The sequence below is a fragment of the Nocardia sp. NPDC056000 genome, assembly GCF_042269265.1.
In the GTDB taxonomy this organism is placed as follows: domain Bacteria; phylum Actinomycetota; class Actinomycetes; order Mycobacteriales; family Mycobacteriaceae; genus Nocardia.
Genome location: NZ_JBHJXS010000010.1, coordinates 1 through 23,119, shown reverse-complemented (window position 1 = coordinate 23,119; position 23,119 = coordinate 1). Strand labels below are relative to the sequence as shown.

Annotated in this window: 21 protein-coding genes; 12 read left to right on the top strand and 9 right to left on the bottom strand. The window is 68.4% G+C overall.

From position 1 onward, the window contains the following. Nucleotides 1-24 precede the first annotated feature (24 nt). On the top strand, nt 25-564 hold the full coding sequence (locus ACFC4D_RS27595; RefSeq protein ID WP_364639858.1) for a VOC family protein: 540 nt from the start codon (nt 25-27) through the stop codon (nt 562-564). A 22-nt stretch (nt 565-586) separates the two neighbouring features. On the opposite strand, the gene ACFC4D_RS27590 is transcribed toward ACFC4D_RS27595, so the two are convergent. The 3 genes from ACFC4D_RS27590 to ACFC4D_RS27580 all read right to left on the bottom strand — a co-directional run bounded on the left by ACFC4D_RS27590 (nt 587) and on the right by ACFC4D_RS27580 (nt 3,181). Then, complete coding sequence (locus tag ACFC4D_RS27590) at nt 587-1,378, bottom strand: ABC transporter permease (protein WP_376067855.1); 792 nt, start codon at nt 1,376-1,378, stop codon at nt 587-589. A 142-nt stretch (nt 1,379-1,520) separates the two neighbouring features. After that, nucleotides 1,521-2,468, bottom strand: coding sequence for an ATP-binding cassette domain-containing protein (locus tag ACFC4D_RS27585; protein WP_375965687.1), 948 nt, complete (start codon nt 2,466-2,468; stop codon nt 1,521-1,523). Beyond that, nucleotides 2,465-3,181 (bottom strand): hypothetical protein, encoded by a 717-nt coding sequence (locus tag ACFC4D_RS27580; protein ID WP_376068232.1) that lies wholly within the window; start codon nt 3,179-3,181, stop codon nt 2,465-2,467. Before ACFC4D_RS27580 ends, ACFC4D_RS27585 begins: the two co-directional genes overlap by 4 nt. Before the next feature lie 246 nt (nt 3,182-3,427). Between ACFC4D_RS27580 and ACFC4D_RS27575 the strand changes: the two genes are divergently transcribed. Further along, complete coding sequence (locus tag ACFC4D_RS27575) at nt 3,428-4,267, top strand: helix-turn-helix domain-containing protein (protein WP_376067854.1); 840 nt, start codon at nt 3,428-3,430, stop codon at nt 4,265-4,267. A 4-nt stretch (nt 4,268-4,271) separates the two neighbouring features. Next, entirely contained in the window at nt 4,272-4,709 is a 438-nt protein-coding gene (locus tag ACFC4D_RS27570; protein WP_376067852.1) for a VOC family protein, read from the top strand. Between the two features lie 45 nt (nt 4,710-4,754). Here the strand turns inward: ACFC4D_RS27570 and ACFC4D_RS27565 are convergent, their stop codons facing one another. Next, on the bottom strand, nt 4,755-5,780 hold the full coding sequence (locus ACFC4D_RS27565) for a glutathione S-transferase family protein (RefSeq protein WP_376067850.1): 1,026 nt from the start codon (nt 5,778-5,780) through the stop codon (nt 4,755-4,757). Nucleotides 5,781-5,879: 99 nt separating this feature from the next. Between ACFC4D_RS27565 and ACFC4D_RS27560 the strand changes: the two genes are divergently transcribed. Both ACFC4D_RS27560 and ACFC4D_RS27555 read left to right on the top strand, forming a co-directional pair. Further along, entirely contained in the window at nt 5,880-6,674 is a 795-nt protein-coding gene (locus ACFC4D_RS27560) for an enoyl-CoA hydratase/isomerase family protein (protein WP_376067849.1), read from the top strand. Nucleotides 6,675-6,785: 111 nt separating this feature from the next. After that, nucleotides 6,786-8,024, top strand: a complete 1,239-nt coding sequence (locus ACFC4D_RS27555; RefSeq protein ID WP_375965700.1) for a class I adenylate-forming enzyme family protein — start codon at nt 6,786-6,788, stop codon at nt 8,022-8,024. Between the two features lie 54 nt (nt 8,025-8,078). Here ACFC4D_RS27555 and ACFC4D_RS27550 read toward each other — a convergent pair whose 3' ends face one another. After that, the gene (locus ACFC4D_RS27550; protein ID WP_375965703.1) at nt 8,079-8,813 is read right to left on the bottom strand and encodes a tyrosine-protein phosphatase; all 735 of its coding nucleotides are present in this window, start codon (nt 8,811-8,813) and stop codon (nt 8,079-8,081) included. 432 nt (nt 8,814-9,245) lie between these two features. On the opposite strand from ACFC4D_RS27550, the gene ACFC4D_RS27545 reads away from it, so the two are divergent. Both ACFC4D_RS27545 and ACFC4D_RS27540 read left to right on the top strand, forming a co-directional pair. After that, nucleotides 9,246-9,728: a TetR family transcriptional regulator gene (locus ACFC4D_RS27545; RefSeq protein ID WP_364639832.1), complete on the top strand. Its 483-nt coding sequence runs from the start codon at nt 9,246-9,248 to the stop codon at nt 9,726-9,728. A 93-nt stretch (nt 9,729-9,821) separates the two neighbouring features. Further along, nucleotides 9,822-10,997 carry an amino acid deaminase/aldolase gene (locus ACFC4D_RS27540; protein ID WP_375965706.1) on the top strand — a complete coding sequence of 392 codons (1,176 nt, stop codon included), beginning with the start codon at nt 9,822-9,824 and terminating at the stop codon, nt 10,995-10,997. Between the two features lie 13 nt (nt 10,998-11,010). Here ACFC4D_RS27540 and ACFC4D_RS27535 read toward each other — a convergent pair whose 3' ends face one another. Further along, nucleotides 11,011-14,358 (bottom strand): AAA domain-containing protein, encoded by a 3,348-nt coding sequence (locus ACFC4D_RS27535; protein WP_376067847.1) that lies wholly within the window; start codon nt 14,356-14,358, stop codon nt 11,011-11,013. Nucleotides 14,359-14,717: 359 nt separating this feature from the next. Between ACFC4D_RS27535 and ACFC4D_RS27530 the strand changes: the two genes are divergently transcribed. Together ACFC4D_RS27530 and ACFC4D_RS27525 are read left to right on the top strand one after the other, a co-directional pair. Beyond that, a complete protein-coding gene (locus ACFC4D_RS27530) occupies nt 14,718-15,419 on the top strand; it encodes an alpha/beta hydrolase (protein WP_376067846.1) in 702 nt (233 codons plus the stop codon). 84 nt (nt 15,420-15,503) lie between these two features. Further along, nucleotides 15,504-16,031, top strand: coding sequence for a gamma carbonic anhydrase family protein (locus ACFC4D_RS27525; protein WP_364639819.1), 528 nt, complete (start codon nt 15,504-15,506; stop codon nt 16,029-16,031). Between the two features lie 39 nt (nt 16,032-16,070). Here ACFC4D_RS27525 and ACFC4D_RS27520 read toward each other — a convergent pair whose 3' ends face one another. Together ACFC4D_RS27520 and ACFC4D_RS27515 are read right to left on the bottom strand one after the other, a co-directional pair. Beyond that, nucleotides 16,071-16,694 carry a phosphoribosyltransferase gene (locus ACFC4D_RS27520; RefSeq protein WP_376067844.1) on the bottom strand — a complete coding sequence of 208 codons (624 nt, stop codon included), beginning with the start codon at nt 16,692-16,694 and terminating at the stop codon, nt 16,071-16,073. 88 nt (nt 16,695-16,782) lie between these two features. Continuing rightward, nucleotides 16,783-17,586 (bottom strand): carbon-nitrogen hydrolase family protein, encoded by an 804-nt coding sequence (locus ACFC4D_RS27515; protein ID WP_375966436.1) that lies wholly within the window; start codon nt 17,584-17,586, stop codon nt 16,783-16,785. 272 nt (nt 17,587-17,858) lie between these two features. On the opposite strand from ACFC4D_RS27515, the gene ACFC4D_RS27510 reads away from it, so the two are divergent. Next, on the top strand, nt 17,859-19,670 hold the full coding sequence (locus ACFC4D_RS27510; RefSeq protein ID WP_375965716.1) for a DEAD/DEAH box helicase: 1,812 nt from the start codon (nt 17,859-17,861) through the stop codon (nt 19,668-19,670). Nucleotides 19,671-19,802: 132 nt separating this feature from the next. Here ACFC4D_RS27510 and ACFC4D_RS27505 read toward each other — a convergent pair whose 3' ends face one another. Next, entirely contained in the window at nt 19,803-20,546 is a 744-nt protein-coding gene (locus ACFC4D_RS27505) for a hypothetical protein (RefSeq protein ID WP_375965718.1), read from the bottom strand. Between the two features lie 220 nt (nt 20,547-20,766). On the opposite strand from ACFC4D_RS27505, the gene ACFC4D_RS27500 reads away from it, so the two are divergent. Beyond that, complete coding sequence (locus ACFC4D_RS27500; RefSeq protein WP_376067843.1) at nt 20,767-21,936, top strand: acyl-CoA dehydrogenase family protein; 1,170 nt, start codon at nt 20,767-20,769, stop codon at nt 21,934-21,936. A 9-nt stretch (nt 21,937-21,945) separates the two neighbouring features. After that, complete coding sequence (locus ACFC4D_RS27495) at nt 21,946-23,073, top strand: acyl-CoA dehydrogenase family protein (protein WP_376067841.1); 1,128 nt, start codon at nt 21,946-21,948, stop codon at nt 23,071-23,073. Nucleotides 23,074-23,119 lie beyond the last annotated feature (46 nt).

Here is a 23,119-nt window from a genome sequence, read left to right as displayed (position 1 = left end):
GCGATGGCGTGGTCCGCTGGATTCATGCCGATTCAGCGTCTCAATCACGCCGTCCTGTTCGTCGCCGAGTTGGAGCGGTCGGTGGCCTTCTACGAAGAGGTGCTCGGCTTCCGCCGGCTGCCAGGCGGGTTCCCGGGTGCGGCGTTCCTACAGGCGGCGGGTTCGGCCAACGATCATGATCTCGGCCTGTTCCAGTCGCCGGATCCATCGGTCGCGCATCGCACCGGGCGGGTGGGGCTGTACCACCTGGCCTGGGAGGTGGACACGCTCGCCGAATTGCAGCGCGTCAAGGGTGTGCTGTCGGCCGCGGGCGCATTGAACGGAGCTTCGGATCACGGCTCCACCAAGGCGCTCTACGCCGCCGATCCGGACGGTATCGAATTCGAAGTGTGCTGGCTGGTACCGGATTCCGCCGTCGAGGAGGAACTCACCACCATGGCCGCGCCCACCTCACCGCTGGATCTACCCGCTCTCATCGCGAAGTACGGTGCGGACACCCCGGGCGGTCCGCGCACCGATCACGAGGTGTGGCGTCGCCTGTTCGCCGACCGCGGCACCGACTGAATCCGTACTGCCGGAACGGGTCTCACAGGTCGCGGCGGGTGAAGAACCACCATGCCGCCGCGGCCGCGCCGCCGGTCCAGATCAGCAGCACCGCGATGGCGGCCGGGGTGGGCGCGATGAACGCGCCCTTGGCGTAGGCCCCATTGGTCATCGCACCGACGGTCGCCGAGATCGGCAGGATATTCGCCAGCCCGCCGAAGCCGACGGCCCGCGCGGTGATCCACACCAGCGGCTCGATCACCGCCACCGCGATCATGGCCGCGATCGCCTGCACCGGCGTCCGCAGCAGAAAGCCCAGTGCCGCACCGATAATCGACCAGCAGATCACCGCGAAGGCGACGCCGCCGAAGATGGCCAGCAGATTCGCGGTGAGCGGCACCCGATCCCGCCCGAACAGCAGTAGCGCCGCACCGCCGAGCACTTCCAGCCCCAGCGTGACGACCAGTGAAACCGCGGCCGTCACACCGAGTTTCGCGCCGAACAGCAGATTGCGGTCCGGTGTGAACAGCGCGCTCAACCCCAGTGACCCGAGTCGATACTCATCACCCGAGGCCACCGCCCCGAGCACCGCGGCCAGCACCACCGCCGCGAGCAACGCCAGTCCGGGCGCGATGGCGGACCCGGTCGTGAACAGGAACCGATCCCGCACCGCCGCATCCGCCGGTTCGAAGCTCAGCCCCATGATCGCGAACGCCACCACTCCGTACCCCACCAGCACCCCGGCCACCCGCCGGTTCACCCGCAGGGAGGTGATCTTCCGAAACTCCGAATCCGCCGCCCGCAGTACGGAATCCGGCACGACATCCAGAATCATCGAAAATCCTCTCGTAGCTGGCCACCGGCCGGACGGGTCCGGCCGATCATCGGCGATCCCGCCACAGCGTCATGAACGCGTTCGGCCGCAGCGGCCGCGGCGTCCGATTCGGAAGCGCGCGGGGCGTTCGCGCGCGCTGCGGTCAACGCGGCATTCCGTACATGGTGGGGGCCGGGTAGGGCTGGGCCGCGGGGGCGGTGTGGGCCAGGGCGGCCAGCACCTGATCGGGATGGATGTGTTCCGGGGTGATCTCGGTGAGCTGGACGCGGGCCTGGGAGGCGGCCGATTCCAGTTGGGCGAGTGAGGCTTCGGCGACGGCGAGGCGGCCGTCGGGGCGCATGACGGCGTCGGTGAAGCCCGCCGCGGCCAGGGCAGTTGCCAGGGCGATCGGGCTGGTGGCGCGCACCAGCAGGCGATCGGGGTGATTGCGGCGCAGGCGCGCCGGGCTGCCCTGATAGGTGATCTTGCCGCGGTCCAGCACGATCAGCTCATCGGCGACCGGCAGTACCGCGCTCAGGGTGCGGGAGGTGAGCAGGACGGTGCCGCCGCGCCGGGCGTGTGCGCGCAGATATTCGCTGAGCCAGGCGGTTTCGGCCCCGTCGAGCCCGTCGAAGGGATCGTCGAGCAGCAGCAGCGGCGGATTGCCGAGCAGGGCGATCGCCAGCGCGAGGCGGGTGTGCGCCCCGGGCGGCAGGGCACGCGTGAACTCCTGCGCGAGGGTGTCCAGGCGGGTCAGCGCCAGCACTTCGTCGATCCGCTCACCGGAAACACCCGCGGCCGCGGCGAATACGCTCAACTGCCCGCGCACGGTGCGGGCCGGATGCAGTCCGCGCGGGGATTGCACCGCGCCCAGCACCTGCTTTCCGCGTGGTGCGGCGGCCGGACCACCGAGTTCGGCGGTACCGGAGTCCGGGGTCAGCTGGCCGAGCAGCAGGCGCAGCACGGTGGTCTTGCCCGCGCCGGGCGGGCCCGTGAGCGTCGCGACCTTGCCCGCGGGCACCACGAAACTCACATCGTCGACGGCGGTGACGGTGCCGAAGCTCTTGCTCAGCCCGGCCGCGGCGAAGGCGAGCGGTCGCGCCGGGCTCACTGCTGCTTGGTCCGGGGTGCGGATTCCACGGCCGGGAACGGATCGGCGTCGATGACCAGCGGCTGCGGCCAGACCGCGGGCGGTGCGCCGAAAGCCTTGCGCGAGTTGTAGATAATGCCGTGCCCGAGCGCGCGGTTACCGAAACCGCCGATGGCCGCGCCGATTCCGGCCGGAATCACCTTGCCCGCCATGAGCGCGGTGCGCTTGGCGAGGAACTGCATGACGAATCGCTTGAGCAGGGTGTCGTTCATACCGCTGATGCCGGGGATCTTCCCGGCCATGAGCGTGCCCCAGTTCTTGGCGGAGCTGCCGACGCTCTTCTGCACGATCTCCATACCGCTCTCGCCCATGACGACGGCCAGCACCAGGGCGCGGCGGCGTTCCTTGTCATCGGGCGCGACGCCGTGCACGGCCGCGACGGCGAGGGTGTAGACCGCGGAGGCTTCGAGGAAGAACGCGGTCTCCGCGCTCATGGCCGCGATCGAGGCCATGGTGCCGACGCCCGGCACGGCGGCCGTCGCGCCGACGGCGGTACCGCTGCCGGTGACGGCGGTCAGGTACAGCTTCTCGATCCGGGCAATGATCTGCGCGGGGGATTCGCCCGGGTGGCCATCACGCAGCTTCCCGACATACTTCGCGACAGCGGGGGCCTGGACCTGCGCCCCATTGTCGAGCAGCGAGACGACTGTCTTCTCGAGCCCGGCCTTGAACATCGCCATACCCCTAACATTCGCGCGGTCCTCCGACCGAAACTCTATTGCACCGGCTCAACGATCCGCGAGACCAGCCGGTTCCGTCTCAGCGCGGCTCCGCCTCGACGAGACTTTCACCGGTCACCTGGAGACATAGCCGTTTTCGCACCGGACATGCGGTGTGAGCGGGGCCAGTTCCGGGAGTTCTCCCGAAGGTCGCCGGATCACTCCTTACCCCTGTCGGACACGCGGCATATCGTGGGCTTCGTGGCGGGTGTGTCGGAAGGCGCGAGCGGAATCCCGGATCCGCGATTGCGCCCTTACGTCCTCGGATACGAGGGCTACCTGTTGCATGGGTTCGATCCGGGCACGCACATCGGGATGCCCGCATCGGTGCTGACGGTGATCATCACCATCGACGAGCCGATCGAGGTGCCGGTCTCCTCACATCCGGATCAGCCGGGCGGAACCTGGGAGATGCTGGCCAGCGGCCTCACCACCCGGCCATGTCTGATCGCGCACAACGGTTATCAGCACGGCGTGCAGCTGGCTCTGACCCCGCTGGGCTGTCGCGCCCTGTTCGGCATGCCGGTCTCGGCGCTGGGCTCCTGGATCGTGGATCTGTCCGAGGTGTTCGGGCCGACCGCGCGGGAACTGCGGGAGCGGCTCGCGGGCACCGCGCAATGGCCGCGCCGTTTCGAGATCCTGGATGAGATCCTGCTGCGCCGCGTGCGCCCAGTGCGGTGGGATCCGGAGCTGGCGCAGGCCTGGGACCTGCTGGCCGGGCCGGATCCGGCGGTGCGGGTGGCGGCGGTGGCCGATGAGATCGGCTGGAGCCGAAGGCATCTCGGCAATCGATGCAGTGCCGAACTCGGCGTGAGCCCGAAGGATCTCGCCCGCATCGCCCGGTTCGAGCGTTCGCACGCCATGCTGCGCCTGCCGGAACCGCCGGGTCTGGCCGAGGTCGCGATCCGCTCCGGCTACTACGACCAGGCGCATATGGCCCGCGAGTGGCGCGAACTCGCCGGGCTGCCGCCGTCGGTGTGGCGTGAGCGCGAGGAGTTCCCATTCGTCCAAGACCAGCAGCCCGCCGGGATAGCAGGCTGAGGTCATGACCGAAACGACGACATCAGCAGCTTCCATCGCAGCGCCGACCGGCACCGTTCTGGTGTGGCCGACCCTGGTCTACCGCGACGCCACGGCCGCGATCGACTTCCTCGAGCGGGCCTTCGGTTTCGAGACCGTCGCCCGCCACAATGACGGCGATATCGTCGCGCACGCCGAACTGGCCTGGCCCGCCGGCGGCGGCGCGATCATGCTCGGTTCGTCCCGCGAGGGGATGGCCCTGGATTGCCAGCCGCCCGGGGTCGGCTCGATCTACATCGTGGTGCCCGATCCCGATGCCATCTATGCCCGGGCGAAGGCCGCGGGCGCGAATATCACCCGCGAACTTCGCGACGAAGAGGGTTACGAGTCACGGGGTTTCGTGTGCCGTGATCCCGAGGGCGTGTACTGGAGCTTCGGCACCTACGGCGGCGAAACCCGCTGACCCGGTTCCGGCCGCGCGGGGTGGCCGGAACACTGTCGTGCGGTGTCAGGCGGGCTGGTGCCCGGCGGGCACCCGCTCGGCGGGGAGCGGCGGCTCGGGCGGCGTGCCTTTGCCGAAGGGGTTGCCGCCCAACGCTTCCCGGCCGTGCGGGGTCAGCCAGTTGGCCAGGTCCGGGCCGTCTGGAACGATCTTGGTGGGATTGATGTCTGTGTGCACGATGTAGTAGTGCTGCTTGATCTGGGTGAAGTCGGTGGTGTCACCGAATCCCGGGGTCTGATACAGATCCCGGGCGTACGCCCAGAGCGCCTCGAATTCGGTGAGCTTCTGCCGATTGCATTTGAAATGCCCGTGATACACCGGATCGAACCGCGCGAGCGTGGTGAACAGTCGCACATCGGCTTCGGTGATGGTGTCGCCCACCAGGTATCGCTGACCGGTGAGGCGTTCCTCGAGCCAGTCGAGCGCGGTGAACAACCGGTCGTAGGCGGCGTCGTAGGCGGCCTGGTCGCCCGCGAATCCGCAGCGGTAGACGCCATTGTTGACCTCGGTGTACACCCGCTTGTTGACGGTGTCGATCTCCGCGCGCAGCTCCTGGGGATAGAGCTGGGGCGCACCGGGCCGGTGGTATTCGGTCCATTCGGTGGAGAAGTCGAGGGTGATCTGCGCGTAGTCGTTGGTGACGATCTGCCCGGTCGCGACCTCCGCGATGGCGGGCACGGTGATACCGCGCGGGTAGTCGGGGAAGCGGGCCAGATACGCGTCGCGCAGGAAATGGATGCCGAGCACCGGATCCACCTCGCCCGGATCCAGATCGAAGGTCCAGCTGCGCTTGTCATGCGTGGGCCCGCAAAGGCCGAGGGACAGTACGGATTCCAGTCCGAGCAGCCGTCGCACGATGAGCGTGCGATTGGCCCACGGGCAGGCCCGCGCCGCGACCAGCCGATACCGTCCGGGTTCGACGGGGTAGCCGTCGCGTCCGTCCGCGGTGATCCGCGTGGTGATGTAGTTGGTATCGCGTTTGAACTCGCCCGGCTCGACGTACGCGCCGTTTTCGGCTTCCGAGGTGGTCACCGGATCAGTCTTCCAGATCGGCGGTGCGGGCGGCGGTGCTCCGCGACGCGCTGCGGATCCGATCTATCCCGGGGATGTGACTGCGCATACATTCAGTTCATGACCGACTCGAAGCCCACCCGTCTGGAACGCATCGTCACCGAGGGCGGCGCGCAGGCCGCGATCATCACCATCGCGCATCCGCCGCTGAATCTTTTCGACCAGGCCCTGCTGGACTCGCTCGCCGACGATATCGGGGAACTCGCCACCGATACTCCGCGCGCGGTGCTGTTGCGCGCCGAGGGCAAGCTGGTGTCCGGCGGTGTGGACGTGCATGTGTTCGACGGACTTTCGATGGCCGAGGGCGCGCAGCTGTGGCAGACGCTGTTCGCGCGCATCATCCATCCGCTGGAGGCGCTGCCGTGCCCGGTGATCTTCTCCGCGCACGGCCTGACCCTGACCGCGGCCTTCGAGATCGCGCTGGCCTGCGACATCATTCTGGCCGCGCCCAAGGCCAAGTTCGGTCTGGTGGAGACGGTGGTCGGCCTGACCCCGTCGATGGGTGGCCCGCAGCGGCTGGCCGAGCGCGCCGGTTCGGGTCGCGCCCGCGAATTCGTGATGACCGGCGATCTCTACGACGCGCCGACGATGGCGGACTGGGGTGTGGTCAACGCGGTGCACGAGGATGTCGACACCGCCGCCCGCGCACTGCTGGCGCGGCTCGCCGACGGCCCGACGCGCGCGCACGCGGCGACCAAGGAGATCATCGGCGCCTGGCGTTCCGGCGGTGTGGCGCATGCGGATTCGGTGACGCCGCAGGTCTCGGGCCAGCTCTTCGCCACCGATGATCTGCGCGGTGCGGTCAAGAGTTTCCTCGACGTCGGCCCGGGGAAGGCCACGTACACCGGGCGCTAGTCGTTTCCGTGCCGTGACGTCTCGACTACGTTTGCCGACAATCCGCCCACGGATGTGATGTGCATCATATAGTCACTGGTGCCTGCAGGCTCGAGGCGCTCGGAGGGACGGATGTCGCAGTTACTGGTCGAATACCCGCACTCGCGAAATGCCTGGTGCGACAACCCGGTTGCGCGCGGTGCCGATGGCATCCTGCGCTACGGGAACCTGACCCCGGCGCTCACGGAATTGCTGGATGTGCAGGTACACAACTTCTCCGCGCGGGAGGCGGTGGTCGAGATCGGCGGCCCCCGCCTCACCTACCGGGAGCTCTGGTACTCCGCCTCCCGGATCGCAGGAGGATTGCAGGAGCACGGAATCGGTTACGGGGACCGGGTCGCAGTGCGAATGCCGGTGGGCGCGCGCTGGGTGCAGGCGTTCCTGGGCGCGTTGCTGTCCGGCGCGGTGCCGGTGCTGGTGCATGACGGTTTGCCGGATGCGTTGGCGGACCGCGTGATTCGCGATGCCGATGCCGATTACATTCTGGACGGCGGTGGCAGCGCGGCGAATTACCGCGAGGCGCTGCCGGACGGCGCGGCGTTCATCGATGACGGTGCGTCCCTCGGTGAGCTGGCACTGCTCTGCTACACCAGTCCCGGTGCCGAGATCGGACCGCGCGGTGTGGAGTTGACCAACGAAAACCTTTTGTCCGCAATCCGTTCCGTGGTCGGCACCCTCGATCTGCCGAGCGAAGGACTGCGCAATCTGGTGCTGCTGCCGCTCGCGCACGCCAGCGGCTGTGTGGATCAGTTGCTGCCCACCTTCGCGGTCGGCGGCACCGTGGTGCTCGCCCCGGATCCGGCGGTGATCGCGAAAACGCTTGTCGCGGAACGAATAGACATGGTCTCCGCGACCCCCAGAATCTTTGCGGGCCTACTGCCCGAACTTGCGGGCCTGCGCCTGGATCGGGTGCGCCAGGTCTGCAGCGCGGGTCACCGCGCCGAACTCGCCGCCGCCGACCACTCCACCTCGGATTCGGTGGCGGCCGATCTACGTGAGATCTTCCCCGAGGCCCGCCAGTGGTCGGTCTGGGGCGCCACCGAAACCAGCGGTATCGGCCTGGCCCGCGATGACGGCGCGGCCGCCCGCGATGTCCTCGGATTCCCTTTCGGCGGAACCGAACTCGCGCTCTGGGGTCCGCGCGCGGAAGCGGGCCACGGCGAACTCCTCTGCCGCGGCCCGAATGTCGCCCCCCGCTACTGGAACGATCCGCAGACCACCGAATCCCGTTTCACCGGCGCGTGGTTCCACACCGGCAACCACGTGAGCATCGACCCGGACGGCCTGGTCCGCCGCTCCCTCGCCGAATAACGGACAGCGTCGACCGCGACCTCGCCGGTCGCGGCCCTGCGTCGTGTGCGGTGCTTACCCGACCAGGCGGGTGCGCAGCGCGTCGCGCTGCGCGGTATCGATGCCGACCTCGGTGAGGTAGCCGTCGATGCCGCCGTACATCTCGTTCATGGTGTTGGTGCCCGATTCGAGGTATTCGGGGCGTACGCCGAGCAGATCGTCGGAGAGTTCCTCATCGGTATCGCCCGCCATGTAGGCGCGCAGCACCGGGACCGCGTCATTGCTGAGCAGGTAGTCGGCGTAGACGTCCTCCTCGGTGACCTCGACCGCGCGCAGCAGCGTGGCCACGGCCCAGCCGGTGCGGTCCTTGCCCGCGGCGCAGTGCACCAGGGCGGTGCCGGTGAGCACCGAATCGGCCAGCGCCTTGATCGCGCTGTGCGCCTCGGGCATGGCCGGGAAGAGCCGGTAGACCTCGAGCATGTGATTGGCCGCGGTGACATTGCGGCGCGCCTCGTGCGGCGGGGTCTCACCCATGCGCGGGTCGAAGGGGGTGACGTGCAGCCGGACCTGTTCGGGCAGGGCGTCGTGGCCGATCAGGTCGATCTCGGCGAAGCCGCGCAGATCGTGCACATCGGTGACGCCGAGTTCCAGCAGCCGGTCGCGGCCCTGGTCGTCGAGGCGGCTGAGCTGGGCGGAACGCAACAGCACTCCATCGCGCACGGATGCGCCCGCGGTGGTGCGGGCGCCGCCCACATCGCGGAAGTTGAAGGTGCCGTTGATCAGGAGGGGGTCGTGGCGCGCTGAAGTCACTCGGCCAGGCTATCCGTGGGCGTCCGAACGGAGGATGTCGAATCCGGCTAGTGGACGTGAATTTCGTGTCGCTACCGGCGCGTTGCGAGGGCGTGGCGGGTTCGGACGTGTGGGTTCGCGCACACTCGCTATCTTTAGCGGTACTAGCTTTCATAAAATACCAAGCGGTTCTAATGCCTGGTTTACCGGGCGATCGATGAATTTCGACGATTCCCATTCGATCGCGGACGAGTAGCGATTAGGTAACGAAACAATCTTCCGGTACGAAACCGGCTATCAAAGCTGGTCATCGACCCAGAAAACGACGTATCGTTGAGACCCGTTGAACGGGTACGCCGGGGTCCTGCTCGGGGATCAGTGCTGATCTGCAAACCCGTTGAGCGAGCCGCGCAAGCAAGATGCGCGAATCTTTTTCGCCAAAGGGAGTCGTCGTTGAGCGCTAGTGGAGAAATCGTCCAGGTCGGATTGCGATCGGCCATGTCCGAGGCGATCGAAAAGGCCGCCGATTCGCTCGACATCACCGGTAGCCGTGCCCTGCGAGTGCTGCTGCACGCGGGGGTGAGCACCCTCTGGCCGATTCTGAAGTCCTCGCCGGACCGGCAGTTACGCGCCTACGAGGGCACGCTGGCGGTACTGCGCCGACGCTGGGAGGGCGGTCAATCGGTCTGTGTGCCGGATCCGGTGGCGTCGGCCATGTTCCGGGACCTGGATCAGGAGGTGACCGCGTTCCTGGAGCTGTGTGCGCAGCGGTCCGGTACGCAGTGGCTGGAGCCGGTGGACGCGATCTCCGCGTATCTGGTGGCGGTGATCCAGGGCATGGTGTTGCGCTGGCTGGCCGACTGCGATGACGAGATATCGCTGGTCGTGCTCGATGACCTGGTGTCGTACCTGTCCACCAAGGCGCTCGACCTCTGATCCGCTGCGTATTTCCTGAGGAGCCGCTGCGGCGTCGCCCGCGGACTTTCCGAATTGCTGGACGCATGACCAGTTTCGTGGTCGAATGAACCTGTGAGCGAACCGTCGCCGATCGCGGGGCTGCACGCGGCCACCGCCGAGCTCGACCCGCCCCTGGCCGCCGTCGACCTGGCCGCCCTGCGCGCCAACGCCGCCGATCTGGTACGCCGCGCCCGCGGAGTGCCGATCCGGGTGGCGAGTAAATCCGTGCGCTGCCGCGCCGTCCTCGAAGAGGTGCTCGGCAGCGACCTCACCGCATCCGGCGGATTCGCCGGAATCATGGGTTATTCGCTCGCCGAGGCCATTTGGCTGGCCGGACTGGGCGCGCGGGACATTCTGCTCGGCTATCCCACCGTCGATCGCGGCTCGCTGGCCAAACTCGCCACCGATCCGGTGCTGCTGGACGCGATCACGCTCATGGTCGACGATCTCGACCAGCTGGACTTCATTCGCGCCGCAGTCGGCAGCGATAAGGTCGCGCCCCGGGTGTGCATCGATGTGGATGCCTCGCTGCGCATCGGGCCGCTGCACCTGGGCGTGCGGCGCTCACCCATTCATTCCCCCGAACACGCCGCCCGGGTCGCCGGTGCGGCGCGGCGGCGCGGGTTCCGGGTGGTCGGCGTGATGACCTACGAGGCGCAGATCGCCGGGCTGCCGGACACCAATCCCGCTGTGCGACTGGTGAAGAAGGCGTCGGCCTTCGAGATCGGGCGACGCCGGCGGCAGGTCGTCGAGGCGGTGCGCACCGAGATCGGCGAGCTCGAGATCGTCAACAGCGGCGGTACCGGCTCGATCGAGGTGAGCATCTCCGATCCCGATGTCACCGAGGTGACGGCGGGCTCTGGGCTGTATCTGCCAACGCTTTTCGACGGTTACCGCAATCTGGCTCCGCGCCCGGCGATGTACTTCGCCATGCCGGTGCTGCGGCATCCGGCCGAGGGCATCGCCACCGTCTTCTCCGGCGGCTACATCGCCTCCGGTCCGGCGGGGGCCACTCGCGTCCCGAAGCCGGTGTGGCCCAAGGGTTTGAGCCTGATCGGCACCGAAGGCGCGGGCGAGGTGCAGACCCCGCTCACCGGTGCGGACCACCTCGCCATCGGTGATCGCGTCTGGTTCCGGCACGCCAAGGCGGGCGAACTCCTCGAACGCTTCAACCAGGTGCAGCTCGTCGCCGACGGCGAGCGCACCCAGGTGCCGAGCTACCGCGGCGAAGGCCAGAACTTCGGCTGACGCCGAATCCGGTTCAGACGCGGTCGAGTTGCAGGACCGCGGCGAGATCGGACAGTTCGGCCGCCGTGGTCGGCAGGTATTCGGTGAGCAGCGGTGAGCGGACGATGATCGCCGCCCACATGGCTCTGGAGATGGCGCTGGTCAGCCAGTGTCTGGACACCAGCGCGCCGATGCCGTGCGGGGCGTCCTTGGGTGCGGAGGTGGCCATGGAGACCAGCACGACCGCGGCCTCGCGGCCCTGGAAATGGTCCGCCGTGCCGACCAGCACATCCTCGATCCTGGCGCGGGACAACTGGGTTCGAATGCGCGCCACCTGGGCGTGATACGGCGCGACCACCACGATGTCGTGCGGATGCAGGCGGCGGGTGACCGCGCCGGTCTGCCACGGCAGGCCGAGCAGATTGCGCACCTGGCGCACGATCTCGCGGGCCTCCTCGGCGGATTCGGTGCTGTTGCCGTGATGTTCGATGGTGATGGTTCGCACGCCGGGCTCGATGCCCTCGAGTTCCCTTGCCAGGGTGACGGTTTCGTTCGATCGCAGCCGATTGTCGTAGCGCAGTCGCGACACCGGGCCGCAGACGCGCGGATGCATGCGCCAGGTGCGATCCAGGAAGTAGCCGAAGGCCGAAGGCAGGGTGCGATGCGCGCCGACCAGGCGGCCCAGCACCGAATCATGCACCGGCTCCGGATGAATGCCGTGCCCGCTGGTGGGCGCGGGATCGCCCACCAGCAGCAGATTTCGCGCGCACAGTGCCACCGCGACGGCATCGGCGAGCGGGTACTTCCCGGCGTCGGCGATCACCAGCAGGTCCAGGCCATCCCGCGCGATACGGCTCGGATCGGCGAAATCCGTCGAAAGTCCGCCCACCACACCGCCATTGACGGCATTGTCGAGGAAGCGCTCATATTTGGCGGCGTCGATGGGCAGCCATTCCGGGGCCACCGACTGCGCTTCGGCCTTGGCGACCAGTTCGGGCAGCACGCCCACCTGCACCACCGCGTCCAGCACGTGTTCGACCACGGCGTGCGTGCGGCCGACCACACCGACGCGCCATTTGTACCGTGTCACAAGCCTTTCCACCACGCGCGCGGTGGTGGCGGTCTTACCGGTGCCGGGTGGGCCCTGCACCGCGATATAGGAGTCCTCCAGGTCGAGGATGGCGGCGGTGACGGCGGCGGCGTGATCGCCGAAGACCTCGGGCAGCGGTTTGCCCTCGCGCAGCCGGGGCGGGCGGCCGCACAGCAGATCGAACACCGCGTTGTCCGGCACCTCCGGCAGGGTCACCAGCAGCTGGTGTGCGATGTCCTCGAGCGATTCCTCCAGGTATTCGCTGCGGCCCGGCGGGCAGGGCGCGATGGCGGTGGGCAGTTCGTCATAGGGTTCGCAGCCGTCCGGCAGCAGTTCGACGACGCGCACCACATCCTCGAAATTGGTGTCCAGGGCACAGCCCAGCACGGTCGCGTGCGCGGCCGCGCGCTGACCGGGCAGGGCGGTCAGACCGGGTGCGGAGCGGTCGTACAGGGTCAGCACCCGGGTGCCCGGCTTCGGCGCGTCGCCGGTGCCGAGCCTGCCGGTCAGGGTCAGATAGCGGCGCATGGGCCGGTGATCGGTGCTGTGCCACTTGGTGTCCACGGTGCCCCAGTCGGCGACCAGGACGCCGGGCGTCTCGGCCCACTCCTCCACGGGATGATCCAGCCGATCGTCATGCGCCCAGCGCAGCGGTTGCCGTTCACGCCGGAAGTAGCCCGCCGCCGCCGCGGTGAACGCGGCCGCGATCTGCGCCGAACTGCGTTCGCGGCCATCGCGATAGCCGGTCTCGGCGAATTCACGCAGCGCCGCCTCGACCTCGTCCGGACCGGTTTCCCAATAGTCGTAGGACATCCGCCGGGCCGGTGTCACAGTGTGCTCGCGCGCCACCTCGAGTAGCCAATCCCGCAGTCGCCGAACATCTTCGGGGCCACTGCCGGCCAGCCCGCCGGGAGCCGGGGGAGCGCTGGCGCCGACCTGATTCGGGGGGAGCTGGCGCAGGTCGTAGCAGCGTTCGCCGACGATCATGGCGGCGCGGACGATCGGGTAGAGGTCGACCAGGGCCGGAAGCAGTTCGGCGACAACGTCTTCGCCGTCCGGATAGCGTTCGCCGATCGTGCTCAGCAGTGGGCGCAGATCACCGCGGTAGTGGTGGATGCGCAGATCCGGATGCTCCCACTGGCGTTCGGTGAGGAAGTCCAGCAGGGCGTCGGCGTCATCGGGCCAGGGGGAAATATCCTGTGCCGCAGCGGTATCGGTGGCCGAGACATCGTCGCCGGTGTGAATGACGAAGGTGTGCACGCGATCCGCGGACCAGTTCGACCACACCTCGATCCGATCCGGTGCGGTGCGGCTGACGAACAGATCGCCGAGGCTGGGTTTCGGCAGTGCGGCCAGGGCCCCGGCATCGATGAGGGAGTGCGCGGGATGGCCGGTGCTCGCCCGCTCCAATTGCAGTTCGGCCTGCCTGCGCAGGGTGCTGAAGGTCGGGCCGGGTACACCGGTGACGGTGGCATCGGCGGCGGCGAGCCGCTGCACGGTGGTGATTCCGGCATCGCGGAGTTGCGCCCGGGTGGCGGGCCGCATACCCGCCACGAGCAGGAGATCGCGGCGGGATTCGAGTTCGGCGGTACAGGTCGGGCAGTTGCCGCAGGCCAGGAAACGGCGATCGCCCCACTGCACGGGCAGTAGCTCCCCGAGCTTGGCCTCGACAATCCGGTGCAGCCGATCCCGGCGCGCCTGATGCACGACGGCGATATCGGCCAGCGAATGCGTACCGGCCACACCGTCCACCCATAGCCGGGCTCGTGCGGCGGGCCGGAATCCGCACCGCCGCAACGCATCCGCCATGGCGGCCAGGCTCAGCAGCGCCGGAATCCGCCCGCTCCGCCCGACCACCGCCGCGGGCAGATAGTCATAGGTCTCCGGATCGCTGTCGTGCACCAGGAAATCGCAGCGCGTGGCGAACTCCCCGTCGAACACGACCGCCCCGGCGACCGCCTCGGCCTGCCCCCGCAGCGCCGCCAGCGTCTGCTCATGCGCGTCCCGCAGCGCCGCGACCGCCGCCTCCGCGTCGACGGATCCGTCCGCGCACTGCTCGACCCCGGGGACGCGCACGCGCACCACCCTGTTCCCGTACCGGTCCCGCAGATCCGCGAGCCGATGTTCGACCGCCCGATCCCAGGCATGCGTCAGCACACCGGGCGCCGGATATCCGATCGACGTCACCAGCCCCAGTTCGGCGTCGAGCCCGCGCAGCAGCGCGAACTCACAACGCGCCGCCGACACCAGGTCACCGGTGCTGCACACGACACGATCACCGAACAGAATCAATCGCGGCCCTCCTGTGTCTCTCCGCCCGACACCCGCGACCCGCGCACGCCATTACGTGCCGAGTCGCGCCATAGCGTAGTGACTCCACAGCCGATCCCACGTCGCCAGGTGGCCCCCGCGCACCCCTGCTCCCCGGCCCGACCCCCGGCCGATTTCACCGGATTGCCGGGCCACGTTGCGGGACAACACGACTCACACCCGCCCGTCGTCACCCCACCCCCGCCCATCCCGTCAGCCCCCTGGAAACCTGACCCGGCATTCCGGCGTGTCGCCGCCCCGCTCCGACCCCCGATGTACGCCCCTGACCCGCCGATCCGGTCGAATCGGACCACCTTTCGAGCGTTTGCGAGAATCGCCGGATGCCGTATTTCGAGGGTGGCCGCGGTCGGCTGCACTACCGCCGCTGGCCGGTCGCCGATCCCGCGGCAAGGATCGTGCTGTTGCCCGGCACCGGACAGCACAGCGGCCATTACCACCGCTTCGCCCGCGCCCTGGAGCCCGCCCGCATCGAACTGTGGACCCTGGACACCTCCGGCCACGGACTCAGCGAGGGCGATGCCGAATGGCCGGGTACTTTGCCCGAATTGTCTGCTGACGCACGGGCATTCCTCGATCAAGCCCCGGCCGATTCCCTCCCGCTGTTCCTCATGGGGCATTCCCTGGGGGCAGCCACCGCTATGGCCGTGCTCGGCCCACCCGCGCCCGCGCTCGCCGGACTGATTCTCTGCGGCACGCCGCGCGCGGTACTGGAGGGCAAACCCCCGAAGTCCGCCCGGGGCAAGGACACTCCCACCGCGCGCGGCAACGCCACGACCGACGGTGGCGGCTCGCGATCAGGGGCCGCGCCGGGACCGGTTGTGCCGGAAGGGCTTCCGGTGTTGTTCGTGCACGGGGTCGATGATCGGCGCACGCCGATCGAACCGGTGCGAGTATGGGCCGCGACCGTGGCAGCGGAGTTCCGGGAATACGCCGACGCCGGGCACGATCTGCTGCACGAACCCGTGCACGCGCAGGTCAGCGCTGATATCGCGGACTGGGTCGGCAGGATCGCGGCTCGCTGAGTCGACCTGGCGTCGCGGTGGTGGTTCGGGTGGGTGGCCGGTGATGTCGAACCGTTGGGCAGGGTGGGGGATTACGGTGCGGGGGTGCCACTTTATGAATTCGAGGGTAAGCGGCCGACGGTTGATCCGACGGCGTTCATCGCGCCGACCGCGACATTGATCGGGGATGTGCGGGTCGAGGCGGGGGCGTCGGTTTGGTACGGGGCCGTGCTGCGCGCCGATCTCGCGCCGATCATTATTCGCGAGCGGGCGAATGTGCAGGACAACGCCGTGATTCACGTGCCGGAGGATGTGCCGGTGGAGATCGGTCCGGGGTCCACGATCGCGCACGCGGTGGTGTTCCACGGTGCCACGCTGGGCGCGGAATCGATTGTGGGCAATGGCAGCACAGTGCTGGATATGGCGAAGATCGGCAGCGGCACCATGATCGCGGCGCACTCGCTGGTGCCGCCGGGTGCGGAGATTCCGGACGGGGTGCTGGCCGCCGGATCGCCCGCGCAGGTGCGCAAGCCGATCACGGGCACGCCCGCCGAACTCTGGGTGAAGGTGAATCCGTCCTACTACGCCGAACTCGCGCAGCGACACCGCAAGGGCATCACCGAGATTCACTGACCCACCGGATCTCCCGCCGAATCTCCCACGGCGTCAACGTTATTCGGCGAGCAGCTGAACGACCTCGTCGTCGGCGAGCTGGTGGAAGTCGAGGTAGACGCCGCCGACGCCGCCGAGTTCGCGCGGTACCAGCGGGCAGATGACTTCGTCGGCGAGCGCCCGAATGCGGTGCAGCGCTTCGGCGGAGGACACCGGTACCGCCACGATGACGCGGCGCGGTTCGTGCAGGCGGGCGATCTCGCAGGCGGCGGCGACGGTCGCGCCGGTGGCCATGCCGTCGTCGGCGATGATCACGGTGCGGTCCTTCAACGGGATCGGAGGGTCGGCGCGCAGTACCTGCCGTCGCCGTTCCAGTTCGACGCGTTCCCGGTCCTCGACCTCGGCGAACTGCCGGGGTGTGACGCCGGTGTTCAGAACGACGTCGGCATTGAGCACCCGCACCCCGTCCTCGCCGATCGCCCCCATGGCGAGTTCGGGCTGCCAGGGCACGCCGAGTTTGCGCACCAGCAGCACATCGAGATCCCCGCCGATCACCGCGCGAATGCCGACCGCGATCGGTACCCCGCCCCGGGGCAGTCCCAGAATCAGTGGATCCGCCGCGCGGAGGTGTCCGAGCACCCCACCCAGCGCTCGCCCGGCGGTCCCCCGATCCGGATACATCATTGCTGTTCAGTCTAGTTGCCGCCCCGGGACGCCCCGGTTTTCTGGCACATCCGGTCAGTAACCGGGCTGTCGCCGCAAGAAATCCGAACTACTCCCCGCGAATGGTGAAGCGGCGCAGCGCCAGACTCGGATTGGTGGTGCGGACCTCGGCGAGGTGATCCAGATCCACCCGCGCGGTCGCGATACCGGGCTGATCGCCGAGTTCGGCGAGCACGGCACCGGTCGGCGCGATGATCATGGACGCCCCCGACCCATTGGGCGCGGCCTGATCACACGCGGCCACGTAGATGGTGTTCTCGATGGCCCGCGCCCGCAGCAGCGTCGTCCACTGATCGACCTTGCCCGGCCCGGGAATCCACTGCGCGGGCAGCACCAGCACGTGCGCCCCCGCCGCCGCGATGCGCCGAATCCCTTCGGGGAACCGCAGGTCGAAGCAGGTCTGCATACCGAACACGATGCCGTCGATGGTGAATGTCGGATCCTGGTCCAGCGGCCCGGGCAGGATCACATCGGATTCCCGCGATTTGAACGCGTCATACAGATGCACCTTGCGGTACACCGCCGCGAATTCCGCATTGGGCGTGGCGGCCACGAGCGTGTTGTAGATGAGCCCTTCGGGCTGGTCCCCACCCGGCGCTTCCAGCACGCCCGCGACCAGGTGCACCCCGAATTCGGCTGCGATACCGCGCAATCCGTTCACGAACGGCCCGGTGAGCGGTTCCGCCGCCGCGACCGCGCCCGCATCGAGCCGCAGCACCGAGTACATCGAGTACTCGGGCGCGATCACGAGCTGGGCTCCGAGCTCGGCGGCGGCCTGTACCTCGGCACGCAACGCGGTGAGATTGGCCACGGTGTCGGTGCCGGGTGCGAACTGCACCACGGCTATGTCAATGGCTCTGGCATCCGCCGCGCCGACGCTCGGTTGCGGTTGGAGCTCGGGTTCGTGAACGACGACGGTCGTCGCCCCCGAACTGCTCGGTTCCGGCGTTGTGACCGTGCCGGTTACGTAGTTGCGCACCGGAGCTGGTTCGGCGTGACCCAGTCCGGAGGCCGACGGGAGGGGGGCTGCGGCGACGGCCGAGGGCGGGTTGTCCGGTTGCACACGGTCCAGCCTATTCACCCTATGGTCGGACCGACCAGGGTAAGGCAGTAAACTCCTGGTCAATGAGTACCTCACCGGCCGACAGCGTTCCCACTGACGACGAGAGGGACGCGAACGGCCCGTCCTTCGCTGATCTCGGTATCGATGACCGCGTTTTGCGGGCCATCGCCGATGTCGGCTACGAATCGCCGTCGCCCATCCAGGCTGCGACGATTCCCCCGCTGCTGAGCGGTTCGGACGTGGTGGGTCTCGCGCAGACCGGCACCGGTAAGACCGCCGCGTTCGCCATCCCGATCCTCATGGGGTTGGAAGTAACCGGCAAGTCGCCCAAGGCACTGGTGCTGGCGCCGACGCGTGAGCTCGCGATCCAGGTTGCCGAGGCGTTCGGCCGGTACGCCACGCATATCCCGGGTCTGAACGTGCTGCCCATCTACGGCGGTCAGAACTACGCCGTGCAGCTGTCCGGCCTGCGCCGGGGCGCGCACGTGGTGGTCGGCACGCCGGGTCGTGTCATCGACCATCTGGAGCGCGGCACGCTCGATCTGACCCAGTTGCAGTATCTGGTCCTCGACGAGGCCGACGAGATGCTGAAGATGGGCTTCCAGGACGATGTGGAGCGCATTCTGCGCGATACCCCGGACACCAAGCAGGTGGCGCTGTTCTCGGCGACCATGCCGCCGGTGATCCGCAAGATCGCCAAGCAGTACCTGCACGATCCGGTGGAGATCACGGTCAAGACCAAGACCTCCACCAACACCAATATCGGTCAGCGCTATGTGATGGTGTCGTACCAGCGCAAGCTGGACGCGCTGACCCGCATCCTCGAGGTCGAATCCTTCGAGGCCATGATCATCTTCGTGCGCACCAAGCAGGCGACCGAGGAATTGGCCGAAAAGCTGCGCGCGCGTGGGTATTCCGCCGCCGCCATCAACGGCGATATCGCGCAGGCGCAGCGTGAGCGCACCATCGGTCAGCTCAAGAACGGCCAGCTCGATATTCTGGTCGCCACCGATGTGGCCGCGCGCGGTCTGGACGTGGATCGCATCTCGCACGTCGTGAACTACGACATTCCGCACGACACCGAGTCGTACGTGCACCGCATCGGCCGTACCGGTCGCGCGGGCCGCTCGGGTGAGGCGCTGCTGTTCGTGGCTCCGCGCGAGCGCCGCCTGCTCGATGCCATCGAGCGCGCCACCCGCCAGCCGCTGACCGAGATGCAGCTGCCCAGCGTCGATGACGTGAACGCGCAGCGTGTCGCGAAGTTCGGCGACACCATCACCGAGAATCTCTCCTCGGCGAATCTGCCGCTGTTCCGCAAGCTGATCGAGGATTACGAGCGCGAGCACAATATCCCGCTGGTGGATATCGCGGCCGCGCTGGCGATCGGCTCGTACGACGGCAACAACTTCTTCATGGAGCCCGATCCCGAGCCCGCGCCCCGGCGTGAGCGCGGCGATCGCGGTGAGCGTTCGTCCTTCGAGGGTGATCGCCGCGAGCGTCGTTCCCGCGAGGGCGGCCCGAGCCAGCACCGCCAGACCGGTGCGGATCTGGTCACCTACCGCATCGAGGTCGGCAAGCGGCACAAGGTCGCACCGGGCGCGATCGTCGGCGCCATCGCCAACGAGGGCGGCCTGCGCCGCAGCGACTTCGGGCATATCTCGATCCGCCCGGATCACAGCCTGGTGGAACTGCCCGCCGATCTGTCGCAGGAGACCCTGAACGCGTTGAGCCGCACCAGGATCAGCGGTCAGCTCATTCAGCTCCAGCTCGATTCCGGTGCGCCGGGTCAGCGCTCCATGAGCCGCGCGCCCCGTCGCGGTCCCAGTGATCGTGAGTTCAAGCGGGCCGACACCCGCCGCAAGCCCCGCTCGTAAACCGCACCCGCCCAGCTGTTTTCGCCCGCCTGCCCGGCGCGGCGAAAGAGCCCGGGCGCGAGCGCGTTACGACGCCGACAAAAATGCGCCCAGGCTGTGAGCCGGGGCGCATTTGTTGTTCTGCGGGGTGTTTCAGTTGGCGTCGCTGGAGCCGGTGCCGCTGCTGCCGGTGTCGGCCGGGCCCGCGGGTGCGGCCGGGGTGGTCGCGGGGGCGGCCGGATCCGTGGTCGCCGGGGGCGGGGTGACCGGGAAGTCGGCGACGGTGAAGAGGCCGACGGTGGGCAGGACCAGGCAGCGCGAGCCCGGGTAGTCGATGCTGCCCCAGAGCGAGGCGACGACGGTGCCGGGGCCGGTGTCGACGGTCTTGGCCAGGGCCGGGAGGTTGTATTCGGTCTGCTCGTCCAGGGGCGTGATACCGCTGCGGCCGTTGCCGACATTGAGCCAGGCCACGTTCAGGCCGGAGGCGAGCGGCATGCCGACGGTGGCGGGCGCGGCCTGGAAGCGCAGGGTTCCGGGAGGACCCGAGAGGCCGTTGTCCGGACCGGGCTGGCCGGAGACCGCGGACGCGGCGGTCATGGTGAACGGCAGGTTGAAGCCGCAGCCCAGGGTCGGGGCCTGATATCCGAACGGTGTGAAGCCGATGTTCTTCAGTCCGGCGGCGGCAACCAGCTGTGCGGTCTTGGCGGTGGACGCGACCGCGTTCAGCGCGTCCTGATCGGTGCCCGCGGCCTGGGTGAGCTGGGCGACCGCGATGCCGACCGGAGTGTCGCCCGGAACTTTCGGCTCGGCGGTGGCGGTGCTGGTCGCACCGAGGACCGCCGTGGCGGCGATGGCGGCGACCGCTGCGGCGCGCCGGGGAAGGGTCCTGCCGTTCACTCGTGCTGCTCCTGCGAACTCTCGGATACCGGATGTGGTGGCAGGCGAGCGTCTTTCGCCGCGTGACGCGGGCGGGAACGTGCCTGATCTTCTCGGCAACGTACCAGCTCCGGCTGTGAACCGCCGGGCCGAGTGGCCCGCGGTTGTGATCCAGGCGACAAGCCCGCTATTACCGGGGGGTAAGTTCGAACTCGATACGACAGCGACGCTGGGAGATGCGATGAAACTTGCCCTGTCACCCGACGAGGTGAAATTCCGGGACGAACTGCGCGAGTTCTACCGGACCGAGATCCCGGCGGAGATCCGCGACCGCGTCAAGTACGGCCGCGAACTCTCCCGCGATGACATCGTCACCACGCACCGGATTCTCAACCAGCACGGTTACGCCGTCCCCAAGTGGCCGGTCGCCTGGGGCGGCCGCGACTGGACCCCCATGCAGCTGCACATCTGGGAAGACGAGATGCAGCTCGCGTCGGTGGTGGAACCGCTCACCTTCAATGCCCAGATGATCGGCCCCGTGATCGCGCAGTTCGGCTCCGAGGAGCTCAAGCAGCGCTTCCTCCCGCCGACCGCGAACCTCGACATCTGGTGGTGCCAGGGCTTTTCCGAGCCGGACGCCGGATCGGACCTGGCCTCGCTGCGCACCACCGCGGTGCGCGACGGTGATTCCTACATCGTCAACGGCCAGAAGATCTGGACCACCCTCGCGCAGTACGCCGATTGGATCTTCTGCCTGGTGCGCACCGATCCGACGGTGAAGAAGCAGGCCGGCATCTCGATGCTGCTCTTCGATGTGAAGACCCCCGGCGTGACCATCCGCCCGATCAAATTGATCGACGGGCATCACGAGGTGAACGAGGTCTTCTTCGAGAATGTCCGGGTGCCCGCCGATCAGCTGGTCGGCGAGGAGAACATGGGCTGGACCTACGCCAAGTTCCTGCTCGGCAACGAGCGCACCGGCATCACCGGCGTCGGCCGCACCAAGGTCAAGCTGGGTGTCGCGAAAGAGTATGCGGCGCAGATCAAATCGGGTCGCGGCACACTGCTCGAGGATCCGGTGTTCGCGGCGCGCATCGCCGAACTGGAGAACGAGCTGCTGGCCCTGGAGCTCACCCTGGCCCGTGTGGTCTCCCAGCCTTCCGACGGCAAGCCGAATCCGGCCTCCTCGGTGCTCAAGCTGCGCGGTTCCGAATTGCAGCAGGCCGCGACGGAATTGCTGCTCGATATCGCCGGGCCGGACGCGCTTCCGGTCGAGACCGAGGGCATCGCGTCGCCGGATTGGGCGCAGCGCACCGGTCCGAGCTATCTGAACTACCGCAAGACAACCATCTACGGAGGTTCCAGCGAGGTGCAGCGCACCATCATCGCCTCCACCATCCTCGGATTGTGAGCTGCCGCCATGGATTTCGAACTCACCGATGAACAGGTCATGCTGCGCGATACGGTCCGCGATCTGCTCGCGCGGGCCTACGATCCGGAAACCCGCCTGAAGGTCACCGATACCGAACTCGGCTGGAATCGCGATGTCTGGCGTCAGCTCGCCGAACTCGGCGTGCTGGGTCTGCCCTTCAGCGAGGAGGACGGCGGCGTCGGCGCGGGACCGGTCGAGGTCATGGTGGTGCTCGAGGAGGTCGGCCGCCGTCTCGCGCCCGAGCCCATCCTCGACGCGGTGCTGATCCCCGGCACGCTGATCGCCGCCGCGGGCACCGAGGCGCAGCGGCAGCGGGTGCTACCCGAGCTGGTCGGCGGCACCAGGCTGCTGGCGTTCGCGCACGATGAGCCCGGTACCCGCTGGCCCGCAACCGAACTCGGCACCGCCGCCGTTCCGTCAGGTGACGGCTACGCGCTGACGGGTGTCAAAAACCCGGTCCCGCACGGTGATTGCGCCGACGAGCTGGTGGTCAGCGCCGAACTCCCCGGCGGCGGCCTGGGCCTGTTCCTGGTGGCGGCCGATGCGGAAGGCGTGTCCCGCAAGCCCTTCCGCACTTTCGACGGCCGTCGCGGCGCACAGGTGGAATTCTCCTCGGCCCGGGCCGAACTGCTCGGTGACAATGCCGATGCCCAGGCGGCGGTGGCGGTGGCCACCGCCCAGGCGCAGGCGGCACTGTGCGCCGAATCCCTCGGGGCGATGGAGGAGGCGCTGCGCCTGACCACCGAATACCTCAAGACCCGTAAGCAATTCGGCGTCACGCTCTCCAAGTTCCAGACCCTGAGCCAGCGTGCCGCCAATATGTACGTCTCGCTGGAGCTGGCCCGCAGTATGAGCCTGTACGCCACCGCCGCCGTGGCCGACGATGTCACCGATCCGGTGGTCGCCTCCCGCGCCCGCCTCCAGGTCGGCCGTTCGGCTCGCCACATCGGCCAGGAGGCGATCCAGATGCACGGCGGTATCGGCATCACCACCGAATACCCGGTCAGCCACTACGTGGCTCGCCTGACCGCCATCGCCCGCACGCTGGGCGGCGATCTGGAACACCTGCGCGTCCTCACCGACCGCGTCGGCGACTACACCCTGGTCGAGTTCTAGCTCACCGCAAACGAATTCGCGCCCCGCATCAGCACTGATGCGGCTG

Excerpts from the sequence above, each read along its gene's own strand:
- ACFC4D_RS27595 (WP_364639858.1), top strand. The coding sequence starts at position 25 with ATGCCGATTCAGCGTCTCAATCACGCCGTCCTGTTCGTCGCCGAGTTG.
- ACFC4D_RS27590 (WP_376067855.1), bottom strand. The coding sequence starts at position 1,378 with ATGATTCTGGATGTCGTGCCGGATTCCGTACTGCGGGCGGCGGATTCG.
- ACFC4D_RS27580 (WP_376068232.1), bottom strand. The coding sequence starts at position 3,181 with ATGTTCAAGGCCGGGCTCGAGAAGACAGTCGTCTCGCTGCTCGACAAT.
- ACFC4D_RS27570 (WP_376067852.1), top strand. The coding sequence starts at position 4,272 with ATGACCGAAACGACGACATCAGCAGCTTCCATCGCAGCGCCGACCGGC.
- ACFC4D_RS27560 (WP_376067849.1), top strand. The coding sequence starts at position 5,880 with ATGACCGACTCGAAGCCCACCCGTCTGGAACGCATCGTCACCGAGGGC.
- ACFC4D_RS27555 (WP_375965700.1), top strand. The coding sequence starts at position 6,786 with ATGTCGCAGTTACTGGTCGAATACCCGCACTCGCGAAATGCCTGGTGC.
- ACFC4D_RS27530 (WP_376067846.1), top strand. The coding sequence starts at position 14,718 with ATGCCGTATTTCGAGGGTGGCCGCGGTCGGCTGCACTACCGCCGCTGG.
- ACFC4D_RS27520 (WP_376067844.1), bottom strand. The coding sequence starts at position 16,694 with ATGATGTATCCGGATCGGGGGACCGCCGGGCGAGCGCTGGGTGGGGTG.
- ACFC4D_RS27510 (WP_375965716.1), top strand. The coding sequence starts at position 17,859 with ATGAGTACCTCACCGGCCGACAGCGTTCCCACTGACGACGAGAGGGAC.
- ACFC4D_RS27500 (WP_376067843.1), top strand. The coding sequence starts at position 20,767 with ATGAAACTTGCCCTGTCACCCGACGAGGTGAAATTCCGGGACGAACTG.
- ACFC4D_RS27495 (WP_376067841.1), top strand. The coding sequence starts at position 21,946 with ATGGATTTCGAACTCACCGATGAACAGGTCATGCTGCGCGATACGGTC.